Here is a 13904-nt window from a genome sequence, read left to right on the forward strand (position 1 = left end):
GCAAACAATGTACCTTTAATAAGTTATTGATTTTATTTGATTGTTATCTGGTGTCGAGCTGTGGTTTACAACAATTGTCACAAACCCGACATCAGGAGGAATCAAAAATTGTTAGATTTGTTTCATGTCGATATCCATAATTTGAATCCGGTAGGCGATTTGACGAGGAGTCATGTTAAGCAATCGAGCGGCTTTGGCTTTCACCCATCCAGATCGCTCTAAGGCATCGATAACCATTTCTCTTTCGTCGCTAAAGTGTTTTTCTTTGCCGATGTTATTGATGCCCGTTGAATTATAATTTGGCATTGTTGGGTGAGATGGCATTTCGACAGCTTGCATTGCCATTGCTGGCATTGAGGTTGGCGCCGATTCGACGTGACTAAAGGTGATGAGCTCTGGCGCGATCACTCCAGATTCACTTAACACCGACGCACGTTCGAGTGTATTTTCGAGCTCACGAACATTGCCCGGCCAACTGTAGGACATCATCGATCGAATTGCACTTTCAGAAAGCGACAGCTTACGTTGCTGAACTTTGGCGATCTTCTGAATCATAAATTCCGCGATTTCCGGGATATCTTGAATCCGTTCACGCAGTGGAGGCAGGTTCATCGGCATGACATTTAAGCGGTAGTAAAGATCTTCGCGAAAATTACCCTTTGCGACTTCTTCCTCGAGATTTCGGTTGGTCGCCGCCACAATTCGCACATTGACTGAAATGGTTCCGCTTCCGCCAACTCGTTCAAATTCCTTCTCTTGTAATACGCGTAACAGCTTCGCTTGAAAAGCCGGACTAGTTTCGCCAATTTCATCTAAGAAAATAGTGCCATTATCGGCGAGTTCAAAACGTCCTTTTCGTTGTTTGATCGCACCAGTAAATGCGCCTTTTTCATGCCCAAATAGCTCAGATTCAAGCAGGTTATCTGGCAGTGCAGCACAGTTAAGTTTTACGAACGGGTTGGCGGCACGAGGAGAGTTATAGTGAATCGCATTGGCGACTAACTCTTTCCCAGTCCCTGATTCTCCGCGTACTAAAACTGTGGAATCCCACCTAGAAACCAGACGAATTTGTTCGAAGATCTGCCGCATCGGTTTGGTGTGACCAACTAAGTTTTTAAAGCTGTAATTATTACGAACTTTGCGTCTGAGCCCATCACGTTCATCAACCAGTTTTTTCTGCTCTTTTTCGACGTTATAAGCAAGCTGAACATTTTTCGCTACAAGATTGGCGATCATATCCATAAACTTGGTTAACATCGTAATGCAATCGTCACTTAGATTGGGCGGCTGAGCAGATAATGCCCCAATGACTTTATGGGTTCCATCCTTTAAAGGAACGCAGATATAAGGTTTGTCGTAGTCATATAATGCGAGCTTATCCGCAAAGCGCAGGTCACTTCCTAGATTACGAATCACAACAGAACTGCCTTGGCGAAGCACTTCACCAACAATCCCTTCGCCGATTTTGTAATGAACCTGTTTCTGTTCAACGGCAGTGTTGGGTTTTGGAGTGTGGACAGACTTGATTAATAGAATGTCTCTACTGTTATCTAAGATCGTTAGCATGCCGCATTGCAACTGACATTCATCGTGAAGCACCTTGAGAATTTGATCGGAGCTTTCACAATAATCGAGGCTAGAATTAAGGACACTGCTTATCCGATACATCGCCGCGAGCAGTTGCCGTTCAAGGTCGTGCATTGAAAATTCAATAGGCATCATAAGCTCACCAGTTACTGTTTGGGAAAGTTAAGCAAATTTTTGCGCCACCAAGTCGTTCGCTCTCTTCAATTGCAATGGTTGCAGAGTGCTCATTGAGAACTTGTTGTACGATGGACAACCCAATACCGCGGCAGCCAGATTGATGTTTAGGCTTTGAGCTATAAAAGGGTTGGAATATCTTCAATCGGATGGCTTCATCGATACCGATACCACTGTCTTCAACGATAATGTTGATCTCAGAATCCCGTTCAATTGATGATATGGTGATAATCCGCTCGCTCGCCTTTGACGATTGAATGGAATCAATGGCATTGTCGATAAGTTGCTTCAGTGCTAAAACCAAGCGATGCGGCATACCGTTGATAACAGAGAGTCGATTAGAAAGTAGGAGGTCGAGCTTGGTCGATGAAAAGAGCAGATCATCCGTGGTGATAGAGGTGACGTCTCGAATAATCTGATTGAGATTGACAGGCTGGAAGGCCTCGCCATTTCGTTCTGGTATCGCTTGCTTAATTTCATCCATAGCACTGACCGCATTGCCCATGGCTTCATCCATAGCGATCAAACCGGGGCATGAATTATTGGTTTGCTTGAGGATGTTCACGGCGGACTCAATCATATTGAATGGGCCTTGCAGTTGGTGCAGCGTCGCCATCAGCGCTTCTTGCATCGCGTGAACGTACTTGTTGTCGCGCGTTAATAACTTCATCGCATTAATTCTTCGTTCTTCGACTAGCATTTTTTCGCGAGTGCGGTCAGTGATTGCAATCACCGTATAGAAGCCATCATTAGGCTTAAAGTAGGTCTCGGCTGTGGTGTCGGAAACCGGAATTTTCACCAAGATATAGTCGAGCCAACGTTCGCGAACCGGGCCATGGTTATCGATGTGGATTCCTTTGTATTTCTGGACCTTATTCCCCATAAACTCGTGGATAGATCTAAACTTAGATTCCATTTGGATATTTTTTAACAGAAGGTCAACCGGCGCTTCATTGATGCTTTGCTGGAGCTTTGCAAAGCGATCGTTATTAAAGAGAACGTTATTGTGTTCGTCAGCTAATGCGATGGCGATGGGGGCTGCGTTAAGCACCGCTTGAAACATCGTAAATTGGTTTTCTTGATGCGTTTGGACTTTGTGTTGTTCAGTGATGTCTTTTTGTATGGCGTAGTAACAGTGTTCACCTTCATTGTTGGTGAAGCGAGAAATCGATATATCGGCAATATAAGGTGTTCCCGATTTCTTCTTGTTGACCAATTGCCCTTGCCAATGTTGACCTGAACTAATGGTCTCCCAAAGAGCTTGGTAAACGTTCCGCGGGGTGGCTTTATACGATAATATTGAAGAGTGACAGCCAATGATCTCTTCGCCGCTGTACTCGGTGATGTCAGAGAACATCTGGTTCACAAAGAGTATCTGTCCGGTGCCGTCGGTAATACTAATTGCGACTGGCGCATTAAGTACAATCTGTTCAAATGCACCAGATCCGAAAACTGCGGTATTCTCATTGCTAATGAGTGTGTCTAATTGTGCCATAAATGCCTTCCTAGCCATTTTACTTCCTGTAATGCACCACTATGCATTTCTTATTCCAATACCCATGTAATTACCCCGTAAGCCCTTGTCATACAAAGTTTGTTTGATTTAGGACAAAACTTGAGCAGTTGCTTAAATTTGTTCGTTTTGTCGCAAAGCTGACAATAGAAATAAAGAGAATAAAAAACTAAAAATGTGTAGCCCTGATAAGGGATTAAGTGGCCAAATTTAGTGCATCGCCCCGTGATGGCACACCTAATGCAGAATGTCCTAAAAAATCATTTTCAAGGATGAAATGTATGTCTGAAGGGTTATTAATCTTACTCAGTGCTTCGTTTGTAAATAATGTGGTATTGGCAAAGTTTTTGGGCTTATGTCCCTTTATGGGGGTATCGAGCAAAATCGATAGCGCAGTCGGCATGGGGATTGCGACGACGTTTGTTTTAACACTCGCGGCGGTGAGTACATGGATTATCGAGTTTACGATTCTACGACCGCTCGGGCTGGAATTTATGCGGATTATCGCCTTTATATTAATTATTGCCGCGGTAGTTCAATTTACTGAACTCTACGTTCGAAAAGCCTTTCCAGCGTTATACCAGTCATTAGGCGTATTCCTTCCTCTAATTACCACCAATTGTGCCGTTCTCGGCGTTGCGCTATTGGCCGTGCAAGATGACCTGTCATTTTTTAACACCATCATGTTTAGCGTCGGGTCGGCGTTTGGGTTCTTAATTGTCATTACCTTATTTGCAGGGCTGCGCGGTCAATTGTCATTAAGTCGCGTGCCGGAGGCATTTGAAGGAACGCCAATTGCGTTTGTCACGGCAGGAATTCTATCAATGGCCTTTATGGGCTTTTCGGGAATGATCTAATGGAGGAATCGAACATGCTTATTACATCACTTCTTTTTTTCGTACTTATGGGGGCATTTCTCGGTTTGGTTCTCGGTTATGCCGCGATTGTATTTCAAGTGGAAAGTAACCCCCTAGCTGACAAAATCGAAGCGCTATTACCCGGTGGTCAATGTGGTCAATGCGGAGAAGCGGGCTGTCGTGCCGCTGCAGAAAAAATGGTCGAAGGAACGCTGAGTCCTACTTGCTGTCCGCCAGGTGGAAACAGTCTTGCGGTCGCAGTAGCCGACATGTTGGGCGTGTCTGTCGAAATGAATGAAGAGGACAAACAGTTTGTCGCGAGTATAGCCGAAGAGAATTGTTCAGGGTGCGGTCGCTGTTTTAAAGCGTGCCCATTTGATGCGATTGTTGGTGCGCCTAAGCAGATGCACACCGTGATCAAAGATGTTTGTACTGGATGTCAATTGTGTAGCCAGGTCTGCCCACAAAAATGTCTCGATATCGTGGAAATTGAAGCCGATAGCACAACTTGGTTCTGGCCTAAACCCAAACAACCGGTTGCGGTATAGGAGTGATGAAAATGTTAAGTCTTCTAAAGCGGCCATTTAGTGGTGGGATTCACCCTAAGGCGTACAAAGAGCTCAGTAATAACAAAGAGATCGACACCGGATTTTGGCCTCGCAACGTTTATCTGGGGTTACAGCTTCGAAATGGTGCTCGTTTGAAGTCATTGGTTAGTACGGGGGATGTGGTCAAACGAGGACAAAAAATCGCGGTCGGGCGCAGTAATATGGTGGCGCCTGTCCATTCTCCCGTGAATGGAATTGTCACGGCGATAACCGATCATATTACCGCTCACCCTTCCAAACTGAAGTGCGAAACCGTGGTGATTCGTGCCAATCAAGATCAGTCGTGGGGCAGAATAAGCCGAGCAGAAAATATTAATGCATTGGAAGCTGATGAATTAATTGAACGCATTAGTGAGGCTGGAATTGTCGGTTTGGGTGGCGCAGGGTTTCCAACTGCCGCCAAGTTACGTTTTGCCCGCCAAGCTGCGGTTCATACCTTGGTGATAAATGGCGGAGAATGTGAGCCTTATTTGACCTGTGATGATTTGACCATGCAAACCTATGCTTCAGAAGTGATTGCTGGAATCAAGATCATGATGAAAGCATCAGGTGCATCGCTTGCCATTGTTGGGATTGAAGATAATAAACGAGAAGCCTATGAGCAGATGGCACTTGCAGCCAATCAAGATGAATCCATAGAGGTAAAACTCGTCCCCAGTGTTTATCCAATGGGTTCGGAAAAACACATGATTAAAACGGTCACTGGAGTCGAGGTTCCGCCGGGTGGATTGTCGACTCAAATCGGTATCTTGGTGAACAATATTGCAACTGCTCGTGCTGTCTATCATGCGGTACGTTTTCAGCACCCATTAACCACGCGTATCGTCACCGTCTCTGGGCAAGGGATCACAGAAGCGCGCAATGTCGAAGTACCGGTTGGAACACCGGTTAGTGACGTTATTGCATACTGTGGTGGCTTGAGTAATCACACAGAGCGACTTATTTTTGGTGGCCCAATGATGGGGCAGGTGGTGTGCTCTCCACATGTGCCCATTGATAAAACCGTTGGTGGATTACTCGCTTTAACCGAAGACGAAGTCGTATCAGAGATTAAGCATCAAGAGTGTATTCGATGTGGTCAATGTGTTCGTGCTTGCCCAATGGGTTTGATGCCATTTCAAATTGCAGCGCAAACGCGAGTCAATGAATTTAAGAAAGCGGAAGATCTTGGTGTATTAAGTTGCCTGTCGTGTGGTGCGTGCAGTTACGTCTGTCCTTCGCATATCCCATTGGTGCAGTTTTTTATGCACGCGAAAGGTTCTATCAATGCAAATAACCTTAAAGAGAAAAAATCGGCGACCGCAAAAGCATTAACTGAGGCGAGAAAGTTCCGTTTAGACAAGGAAGCCGAAGCTGCGCGTAAAGCTCGTGAGGCTAAAGCTCAGCGCCCAGCTCGAGGTGCAGCTCCTTCTCGACCCGTAAGAAATCAAGCAAATGCAAATGGTGCACCTGCTCGACCAGCACGCCCACAAGCGAATGCCACTGAGTCGACTAGGCCACAACGTCCAACCCGAGTCAGTCCGGTAGCCGTAGAGTCCAGTGCCGCACCAGAGCGTCCTGCTCGCCCTAGTCGCCCTGTACGTCCGAAATTAACTGATGTGAGTTCGACAGCGGATAAACCAGAAAGACCAGCGCGTCCCGTGAGGCCGACTCGTCCCGCGAGAGCAATAGCTAAAGAAGAAAAAGTCACGGAGGTGACCCATGATTAAATACGAATCCTCGATTGGGCCGTTTGCGCACAATGACAATACCAGTGTCAGGATTATGTATACCGTGATTCTAACGCTGTTACCGGCGGCCATTTTTGGCGTATATCAATTCGGTCTCAATAGTTTGATGGTGCTCCTTGTTGGTATGGCGTCTGCGATAGCGGCAGAGTGGGGATGTTTAGCCTTGATGCAGAAACGAGCGTTGGCCTGTATGGATGGTTCAGCGATGTTGACCGGGCTATTGCTGGCGATGAGTTTGCCGCCAACATTACCTCTGTGGATCACGGCGTTTGGCAGTGTGTTTGCGATTGTCGTCGGAAAGCACATTTACGGAGGATTAGGGCAAAACTTGTTTAATCCTGCCATGTTAGCGCGAGTGATGATGATTGTTTGCTTCCCCGTTGAAATGACCTCTTGGGCAAATCCAGCGTCGATCGATTTTGCCAATAATCTGGTGACGGTTCCTGATGCTTGGTTTCAATTTGATGGAGTGACTTCAGCGACTTCGTTAAGTAGCGAGCGAACTCAGCCCATTGATTTACTGAATTTGTTATTGGGCGAGCAGTCGGGAAGTCTGGGTGAGACTTGCTCGCTGTTTATTTTGGCAGGTGGTCTGTTTCTTATCTATCGAGGTTTAATTCACTGGGCCATTCCGGTGAGTTTTCTGCTAGGGCTTGCGATACCGGCCCTCATTTCACACGCGATTGCTCCGGAACTTTACCTTCCAGTGATGACTCATGTACTTAGCGGAGGGGCGATGCTCGGAGCCTTTTACATTGCGACTGATCTCGTTACATCGCCGACCAGCATTAAGGGGCAACTCGTTTATGGCGCTGGATGTGGCTTGCTAATCTGGTTAATTCGCTGCTTTGGTAGCTACCCTGAAGGTGTGGCATTTGCGGTGTTAATTATGAACTCAGCCAGTCCACTTATTGATCACTATTTGCGTCCGAACATCTTCGGTAGTCGTTCAGCGGTGGGGAAATAAACATGTTAGCGAAGATTGAATTAGTTAAAGACAAATTATTCTATCAAACCGGACTGCTGGCAACGACGTGCGGCTTAGCAGCTATTTTGCTGGTGATGACGGAAGTGACCACCAGACCGATTATCGAACTGCGTGTTGCAGAAGATCAGAATGCGCTACTAAATGAAGTTCTTAACGGGATTTCGTTTAGCAATGAAGTGTTTAATCAGGGGCACGATATTGAGTTCGAAGGTGCTGTCTATCAGGTTTTTCCGGTTCGTGATGCAAAAGACGTTCTAATTTCTCATGTAATCAAAGGTGTGCAAGACGGTTATAGCGGCGAAATTGTCTTTTTAGTCGGAGTAAATATGGCCGATGAAATCACCGGAGTTCGCATAATTAGTCATACGGAAACCCCCGGTTTAGGCGACAAAATAGAACTAGCCAAAAGCCCTTGGGTACTGAGTTTCAATCAACATTCAATCGCGAACACCCCATTGTGGGCAGTGAAGAAGGATGGTGGAGAATTTGACCAATTTAGCGGTGCAACGATAACCCCAAGGAGTGTGGTTCGTGGTGTACATCAAGCCATGTTGGCTCTAGCGAAAGACAAGGAGGCAGGGAATGAGTCGTCAATCTCAAGCAAATAAAGGGATCTATTCCGACATCATAAAAAATGGTGTGTGGAACAACAATATCGTTCTCAAACAGTCATTAGCTTTGTGTCCATTGTTGGCGGTCACCAGCAGTGCGACCAATGGACTGGGATTAGGGCTCGCCTCAACCGCGGTCATGGTGCTTTCAAATATCTTGGCATCGTTATCCAAAGACATCATTAGTAAGGCGGTGCGCATTCCCGTTAACGTCATAATTATTGCGACATTGGTGACATTAATCGATGCAATCTTAAATGCGTGGCTTCATCCGCTGCACAAAGTTCTTGGTTTGTTTATCCCATTGATCGTCACTAACTGCGCAATTTTAGGCCGTGTTGAGTCCTTTGCGAGCAAAAACAGTGTCATGCCATCATTGGTTGATGGGCTGTTTATGGGGCTTGGTTTTACGTGGTTTTTGACGTTTTTAGGTGGCCTACGTGAAGTGCTTGGAAGCGGTACACTGTTTTCTAACGCCAGCTTGCTACTTGGTGATTCCTTTTCATTTTTAGAGGTAACCGTAATTCCAAATTATCGTGGGATGTTATTGGTGATATTGCCTCCCGGTGGGTTCTTAATGCTCGGCGCTATTCTTGCGGTTAAGCAGAAATGGGAATTAGCGACCAAGCGCTCGAAGGAGAAAGCAGCAGTATTGGCTGAAGGAGGTAAAGCATGAAAGTAAGTGTTGTCTATGCCATACCGAGTGAACAGGTGTGGCTTCCGGTTAACCTTGATGAACATGCTACGGTGCTCTCCGCGATTCATGGTTCCACGATTTTGGAAATGTTTCCCGCAATTAATCTCGAAGAGCAGAAAGTAGGCATATTTGGCAAGGTAAGTTCGCTGGATGCACAATTAAAAGAAGGTGATCGAGTTGAGATTTACCGTCCCATTTCCTGGCGCCCGGATGACGACGATGACGACGATTGATCGGATTGTCGGCTTTACGACAAATTGTCGGTTTTGGCTTTTTGCTATTCTAAAATTTGTTTAAAAAACAAAGGGTTGAGCTTGGCTTAGGGTTTGCAACTTAGACCTAGTACAGAACTCAATATTGATTATGAAAACAGTAAAAAATTAAGAACATTAATTTCAAGGAGTGAACCATGGCTAAAGTAGGGATTTTCTTTGGTACTGATACGGGCAGTACACGTAAGGTTGCTAAGATGATTCAAAAGCAATTAGGTGATGAGGTTGCCGATAAACCTAAAAATATCAATCGGGTAGAAGCGGCTGACTTAGCAAGCTACGATTGTTTAATTATGGGCACACCAACGCTCGCAACGGGTCAGTTACCCGGAATAGAGAGTGATTGTAGTACCGAGAGTTGGTTAGAGTTCTTGCCTCAGTTTGCGGAGCTAGACCTTTCTGGTAAGCAAGTCGCTTTATACGGTATGGGCGACCAAGTAAATTATCCAAATGAATTTGTTGATGGTCTTGGCGAATTGTACGATTACGTGGCGAATTGCGGCTGTGAAATGGTGGGTCGCTGGCCATTAGACGGCTATGAATTTAGCGCGTCGAATGCGGTTGATGGCGACGCATTTGTTGGCCTTGTCCTAGATAAAGATAACCAATCAAGCATGACAGAAGAGCGTCTTTCTACTTGGTTAGAGCAAGTTAAATTGGAAATGGCTCTGTAACGGAGTGTGATGGGAAAGTAGTTATAAAAAAAGCGGCCACTGGCCGCTTTTTTCTGGGTTTTCAAAGAGGTTTAGCTGCACATGAATTAGCCAGCAGGTTTCTCTTTCTGTTCTTCGATCACTGCTTCAGGCTCAGGTAGGTCTTGTTTATGCAGTTTTTCATTACGTATTTTACGACGTAACAGCTGAGTATAGATGGGTTGACCACCCAATAACTGCGCAAAGATAACCGCGCCTAGTGCCGTGATAATCAATGGCAGGATTAAGTTATAGTTATCGGTCATTTCAATAACCAAAATAATACCTGTGATTGGTGCTCGTACAGTTGCTGAAAACAAAGCTCCCATTCCAGCGATAGCAAACATTCCCGGATCGATTTGTAACTCAGGCATCATGCTATCTGCGATTAAGCCAAATGCATAACCAAATAGTGTTCCTAAAGCGAGCATCGGTGCGAAGATCCCACCCGGCGCACCAGAACCAAAACAAAGCAAGGTGGTTAATATTCTTCCTAAGAAAAGTAGGAGTAATATTTGGGCAGTGTAACCACCATTGGTAATCGTTGGAATTAAATGAATACCGCCACCGGTTAATTCTGGGATATAGAGTAGTAATAAACCAAAACATCCACCCAGCATTGAACCAACAAATAGGTAGCGCCCGCGTTCTTGACGATGAATTTTTACAAACATATCTTGTGATAAGGTCACGAGTTTGTTGAAGAATACTCCGAATATGCCAAATAGAATGCCGAGTAATAAAAATAGCCACAATGCGCCAAGTTCTGGAGTTGGGTACTGCGGCATGGTGATCACAGCCGCTTGACCGTTGATCAAACGAAATACGATGTTTGCGCCCACGGCGGAAATGATGACGGCCTTTATCGAGATCAACGAATAACGAAATTGAGGGCGCATCTCCTCAACCACGAACATGATTCCAGCAAGTGGAGCATTAAACGCAGCCGCTAAACCCGCAGCCGCACCCGACGCTAATAGGGAATGACGAGAATCTTCATCTTTCACGCGAAAAATATCCGATACCATACGACCAATCGCCCCACCCATTTGAACGGTTGGCCCTTCTCGACCTAGTACCATACCTGACCCAAGCGCACCCATACCACCAAAGAATTTTACCGGAAGTACACGCCACCAACGCACTGGTCGCATGCCATCCATTGCCCCTTCAATTTCCGGGATACCTGAACCCGCAGCTTCTGGTGCAAAGCGGTGAACCAGATAGTAACCAATAAAGGCCAACCCAGCACTGATCAGAAAAGCTGCAACACCTAATGGAAGAAAATTACCTAACTCGCTACGTAACCAATCGGTACGAGACTCGGAGACAAAGTGTACTGCGATCTCAAACATCGTGCCGACGAATCCGGCTAAGATGCCAACGATGACCGACAGTAAAAGAACGGAAACTGGTGTTTTATCTTTAGAGAGGAATTGATTAATGGCGTCCTTGGGCATTCTGGCTATTCTAGACGGTCGAAATTTTTGTCGCTTGGACATTCAGGTTTGGCCTTCTTTTAAGTGTTGTGGAAGTTGGAGGGTGAATTATACGCATCTTTGAGACTAACTATAGAGACAATAATGGAATTTTGAGTTGCACCTAGCAATAGTTGCATATTTGAACAGAATTTAAACTGTGAAGTAGCGTACAAAACTGCCGATAAACCTTGTGTATTTTTAATTCTGTATCATAGTTAAAGCGTAAGGCAAATGAATCGTTTCTTACGGAGGATAGAAGCCTTACCTACAATTTGAAACAGTAATTTAGTTACATGAACAGATAGTAGAAAAACCCCCAACACTGACCAGAGATTTACAACTGGATCGCAAAGCTCACGATATGAGCACCGGGGAATAAAGACGCGCTAGCAATAGTGCGTCTTTAGCGTTTTAACCTTACCCTCACACATCAACTCACCAATTTAAGCCTAAAACACGATATACTTTGTAATAAAGATGTACTTCTTACCAAGGAGTTGCTCAATATGGTAGATAAAATCCCCGCAAATATTATTACTGGCTTTTTAGGTGTCGGTAAAACCACTGCAATTTTAAACTTACTTGAAAATAAACCCAACGATGAGCATTGGGCCGTTTTAGTTAATGAATTCGGCGAAATAGGTATTGATGGCACTATGATGGCCGATCAAGGAGCGATCATCAAAGAAGTGCCCGGAGGCTGCATGTGTTGTACGGCCGGTGTTCCGACTTCGGTCGCGATTACTGCGCTGCTGCGCCAGAACCCAGATCGATTATTGATTGAACCGACTGGGCTTGGTCATCCGAAAGAAATTATTGCACTGCTAACCTCATCGCAATATCAGCCTTATGTTGATCTTAAAGCGACGATTACGTTAGTGGATCCGAGAAACCTCAGCAATTCAAAGTACACAACCAATCAGAACTTTATCGATCAACTTGATTGTGCTGATGTGGTTATTGGTAACAAAATCGACCAAGTTACTGCCGCAGATATTGATGTGTTTAACGATTGGATCACAGACCAAAACCCATCAAAAATTTTTCATCAATTGGTGAAGCAGGGCGGTATTCCGACCGAAGTGCTCGATATTACACGCACGCATACTGAAGAACCTGATGAAGGCGACATTCATCACCACCACGCTAGCCAAGAGCCGAAATTTGAATTGCCACCAGGTGAAGCGTATTTGCGTCGTGAAAATGTTGGCCAAGGTTATTACAGTTGTGGCTGGTTGTTTGGAGCCGAAATCAGCTTTGATTTTGATTCGGTGTTTTCACTGTTTAACGATATCACTGCAGAACGAGTTAAAGCGGTCGTCAATACTGAAAAAGGGTGTTACGCCTTTAACGTATCGAATGGCGTTGTATCAGTTAACGAAATGAGCTTAGAAGGTTTTGAGTCGAGAATCGAAGTGATTGATTCTCAGCTTATGCCTTGGGATCAGCTTAATGGTATTTTGGTTAAGCTGGCTGGAATTGAAGAGTAATTAAGTCGCCATTGCTTTTCATTACAACCTTACAACGTTAAAACAAAAAAGTGCGGAGAGAAGATTCTTTCCGCACTTTTTTATGTGAAAACCAGCTTTGATGTGACAACTAGCTTTGATGTAAGAGTTAGCGTTTGTTACGAAGATAACGCTTACGGCGCTGTTCTTTACGTTGAATCTGTTCTTCGGCTTTACGCAGTGCTTCTTTTTCGACTTCGACTAACTCGACTGTTACCATTTCAGGATGTTCTAAGGTAATTTGTCCAAGAACGCCACCACGCAATTCATGCAGCAATATTTCAGACGCTTTATGCAGGTCGATTCGACCGCCAGAACGCAGTGCGCCGCGTTTCTGACCGATGGCTTCTATCCATTCAATATCAGATTGAGGATCGTCGGTAATTTGGTAGCGTGCTTTTAGGCGGTCTGGGTATTTGTTACCAAGGTATTCAACCGTATAAAAAGCCACTTCTTCGTATTCCATGGCCGTATCTTTTACTGCACCGGTTGCCGCAAGACGAAAGCCGCTATGTGGGTTTTCGACTTTCGGCCATAAGATTCCAGGTGTGTCCGACAGCACGATACCATTTTGCAGGTTAATCCGTTGCTGGCGACGTGTCACCGCTGGTTGGTTTCCAGTTTCGGCAATTTGGCGTCCTGCGAGAATATTGATAATGGTCGATTTACCGACATTCGGAATCCCCATAATCATGGTACGAATGTTTTTACCAATTTCTTCACGGTGGGGGGCGAGTTTACGGCACAGTTCAAGTATGGTCTGAACTTCGCTGGTATTTTGCGTGGTGATTGCCATCGCGCGCACACCTTGCTCTTTTTCCAAATGCTCAATCCACAACTCAGTCATTTCAGGATCGGCTAAATCACGTTTGTTGAGCACTTTCACCACCGGCTTATCGCCACGCAGTTGGGCAATCATTGGGTTTTCGCTACTAAACGGGATCCGAGCATCAAGCACTTCGATAATCACATCGATCTGCGGGATGACTTCTTCAATTTCCTTGCGAGCCTTGTGCATGTGGCCCGGGAACCATTGAATATTGTTGTTAATCATCTGATTTTTATAGCCTTAAATATTTTTAATAATTGGACTTACACAAATGGAGAACGATATGGCGAACATATTGGTTCACTTTCGTACTTGATAGATGTATATCTGCTTAAGCCCAATTTGAACTTACGCTGG

Annotated in this window: 13 protein-coding genes; 9 read left to right on the forward strand and 4 right to left on the reverse strand. The window is 45.1% G+C overall.

Annotated elements, in window-relative coordinates:
* Positions 1-111 precede the first annotated feature (111 nt).
* Positions 112-1722, reverse strand: a complete 1611-nt coding sequence (gene nifA / locus ACWU4D_RS09880; protein WP_456051257.1) for a nif-specific transcriptional activator NifA — start codon at positions 1720-1722, stop codon at positions 112-114.
* 4 nt (positions 1723-1726) lie between these two features.
* Positions 1727-3256, reverse strand: a complete 1530-nt coding sequence (gene nifL / locus ACWU4D_RS09885; RefSeq protein WP_456051258.1) for a nitrogen fixation negative regulator NifL — start codon at positions 3254-3256, stop codon at positions 1727-1729.
* Positions 3257-3555: 299 nt separating this feature from the next.
* Between nifL and rsxA the strand changes: the two genes are divergently transcribed.
* From rsxA to ACWU4D_RS09925, 8 genes are all read left to right on the forward strand, one after another.
* The gene (gene rsxA, locus ACWU4D_RS09890; RefSeq protein ID WP_456051259.1) at positions 3556-4131 is read left to right on the forward strand and encodes an electron transport complex subunit RsxA; all 576 of its coding nucleotides are present in this window, start codon (positions 3556-3558) and stop codon (positions 4129-4131) included.
* 14 nt (positions 4132-4145) lie between these two features.
* On the forward strand, positions 4146-4679 hold the full coding sequence (locus ACWU4D_RS09895; RefSeq protein ID WP_456051260.1) for an RnfABCDGE type electron transport complex subunit B: 534 nt from the start codon (positions 4146-4148) through the stop codon (positions 4677-4679).
* Positions 4680-4690: 11 nt separating this feature from the next.
* The gene (rsxC, locus tag ACWU4D_RS09900; RefSeq protein WP_456051261.1) at positions 4691-6448 is read left to right on the forward strand and encodes an electron transport complex subunit RsxC; all 1758 of its coding nucleotides are present in this window, start codon (positions 4691-4693) and stop codon (positions 6446-6448) included.
* Positions 6441-7436, forward strand: coding sequence for an RnfABCDGE type electron transport complex subunit D (locus ACWU4D_RS09905; protein ID WP_456051262.1), 996 nt, complete (start codon positions 6441-6443; stop codon positions 7434-7436). Before rsxC ends, ACWU4D_RS09905 begins: the two co-directional genes overlap by 8 nt.
* Before the next feature lie 2 nt (positions 7437-7438).
* Positions 7439-8065: an RnfABCDGE type electron transport complex subunit G gene (locus tag ACWU4D_RS09910; RefSeq protein WP_456051263.1), complete on the forward strand. Its 627-nt coding sequence runs from the start codon at positions 7439-7441 to the stop codon at positions 8063-8065.
* On the forward strand, positions 8040-8744 hold the full coding sequence (locus tag ACWU4D_RS09915) for an electron transport complex subunit E (protein ID WP_456051264.1): 705 nt from the start codon (positions 8040-8042) through the stop codon (positions 8742-8744). Before ACWU4D_RS09910 ends, ACWU4D_RS09915 begins: the two co-directional genes overlap by 26 nt.
* The gene (locus ACWU4D_RS09920) at positions 8741-8998 is read left to right on the forward strand and encodes an RnfH family protein (RefSeq protein ID WP_456051265.1); all 258 of its coding nucleotides are present in this window, start codon (positions 8741-8743) and stop codon (positions 8996-8998) included. The genes ACWU4D_RS09915 and ACWU4D_RS09920 overlap by 4 nt, the downstream gene beginning before the upstream one ends.
* 176 nt (positions 8999-9174) lie before the next feature.
* The gene (locus ACWU4D_RS09925; protein WP_456051266.1) at positions 9175-9711 is read left to right on the forward strand and encodes a flavodoxin; all 537 of its coding nucleotides are present in this window, start codon (positions 9175-9177) and stop codon (positions 9709-9711) included.
* An 86-nt stretch (positions 9712-9797) separates the two neighbouring features.
* On the opposite strand, the gene clcA is transcribed toward ACWU4D_RS09925, so the two are convergent.
* Positions 9798-11231 carry a H(+)/Cl(-) exchange transporter ClcA gene (gene clcA / locus ACWU4D_RS09930; protein ID WP_456051267.1) on the reverse strand — a complete coding sequence of 478 codons (1434 nt, stop codon included), beginning with the start codon at positions 11229-11231 and terminating at the stop codon, positions 9798-9800.
* A gap of 485 nt (positions 11232-11716) precedes the next feature.
* Here clcA and ACWU4D_RS09935 point away from each other — a divergent pair, with 485 nt between their 5' ends.
* Entirely contained in the window at positions 11717-12700 is a 984-nt protein-coding gene (locus ACWU4D_RS09935) for a CobW family GTP-binding protein (protein WP_456051268.1), read from the forward strand.
* Positions 12701-12827: 127 nt separating this feature from the next.
* Here ACWU4D_RS09935 and ylqF read toward each other — a convergent pair whose 3' ends face one another.
* Positions 12828-13772, reverse strand: coding sequence for a ribosome biogenesis GTPase YlqF (ylqF, locus tag ACWU4D_RS09940; RefSeq protein WP_456051269.1), 945 nt, complete (start codon positions 13770-13772; stop codon positions 12828-12830).
* Positions 13773-13904 lie beyond the last annotated feature (132 nt).

The sequence above is a fragment of the Vibrio phycocola genome, assembly GCF_053850235.1.

Excerpts from the sequence above, each read along its gene's own strand:
- nifA (WP_456051257.1), bottom strand. The coding sequence starts at position 1,722 with ATGATGCCTATTGAATTTTCAATGCACGACCTTGAACGGCAACTGCTC.
- nifL (WP_456051258.1), bottom strand. The coding sequence starts at position 3,256 with ATGGCACAATTAGACACACTCATTAGCAATGAGAATACCGCAGTTTTC.
- rsxA (WP_456051259.1), top strand. The coding sequence starts at position 3,556 with ATGTCTGAAGGGTTATTAATCTTACTCAGTGCTTCGTTTGTAAATAAT.
- ACWU4D_RS09895 (WP_456051260.1), top strand. The coding sequence starts at position 4,146 with ATGCTTATTACATCACTTCTTTTTTTCGTACTTATGGGGGCATTTCTC.
- rsxC (WP_456051261.1), top strand. The coding sequence starts at position 4,691 with ATGTTAAGTCTTCTAAAGCGGCCATTTAGTGGTGGGATTCACCCTAAG.
- ACWU4D_RS09905 (WP_456051262.1), top strand. The coding sequence starts at position 6,441 with ATGATTAAATACGAATCCTCGATTGGGCCGTTTGCGCACAATGACAAT.
- ACWU4D_RS09910 (WP_456051263.1), top strand. The coding sequence starts at position 7,439 with ATGTTAGCGAAGATTGAATTAGTTAAAGACAAATTATTCTATCAAACC.
- ACWU4D_RS09915 (WP_456051264.1), top strand. The coding sequence starts at position 8,040 with ATGAGTCGTCAATCTCAAGCAAATAAAGGGATCTATTCCGACATCATA.
- ACWU4D_RS09920 (WP_456051265.1), top strand. The coding sequence starts at position 8,741 with ATGAAAGTAAGTGTTGTCTATGCCATACCGAGTGAACAGGTGTGGCTT.
- ACWU4D_RS09925 (WP_456051266.1), top strand. The coding sequence starts at position 9,175 with ATGGCTAAAGTAGGGATTTTCTTTGGTACTGATACGGGCAGTACACGT.
- clcA (WP_456051267.1), bottom strand. The coding sequence starts at position 11,231 with ATGTCCAAGCGACAAAAATTTCGACCGTCTAGAATAGCCAGAATGCCC.
- ACWU4D_RS09935 (WP_456051268.1), top strand. The coding sequence starts at position 11,717 with ATGGTAGATAAAATCCCCGCAAATATTATTACTGGCTTTTTAGGTGTC.
- ylqF (WP_456051269.1), bottom strand. The coding sequence starts at position 13,772 with ATGATTAACAACAATATTCAATGGTTCCCGGGCCACATGCACAAGGCT.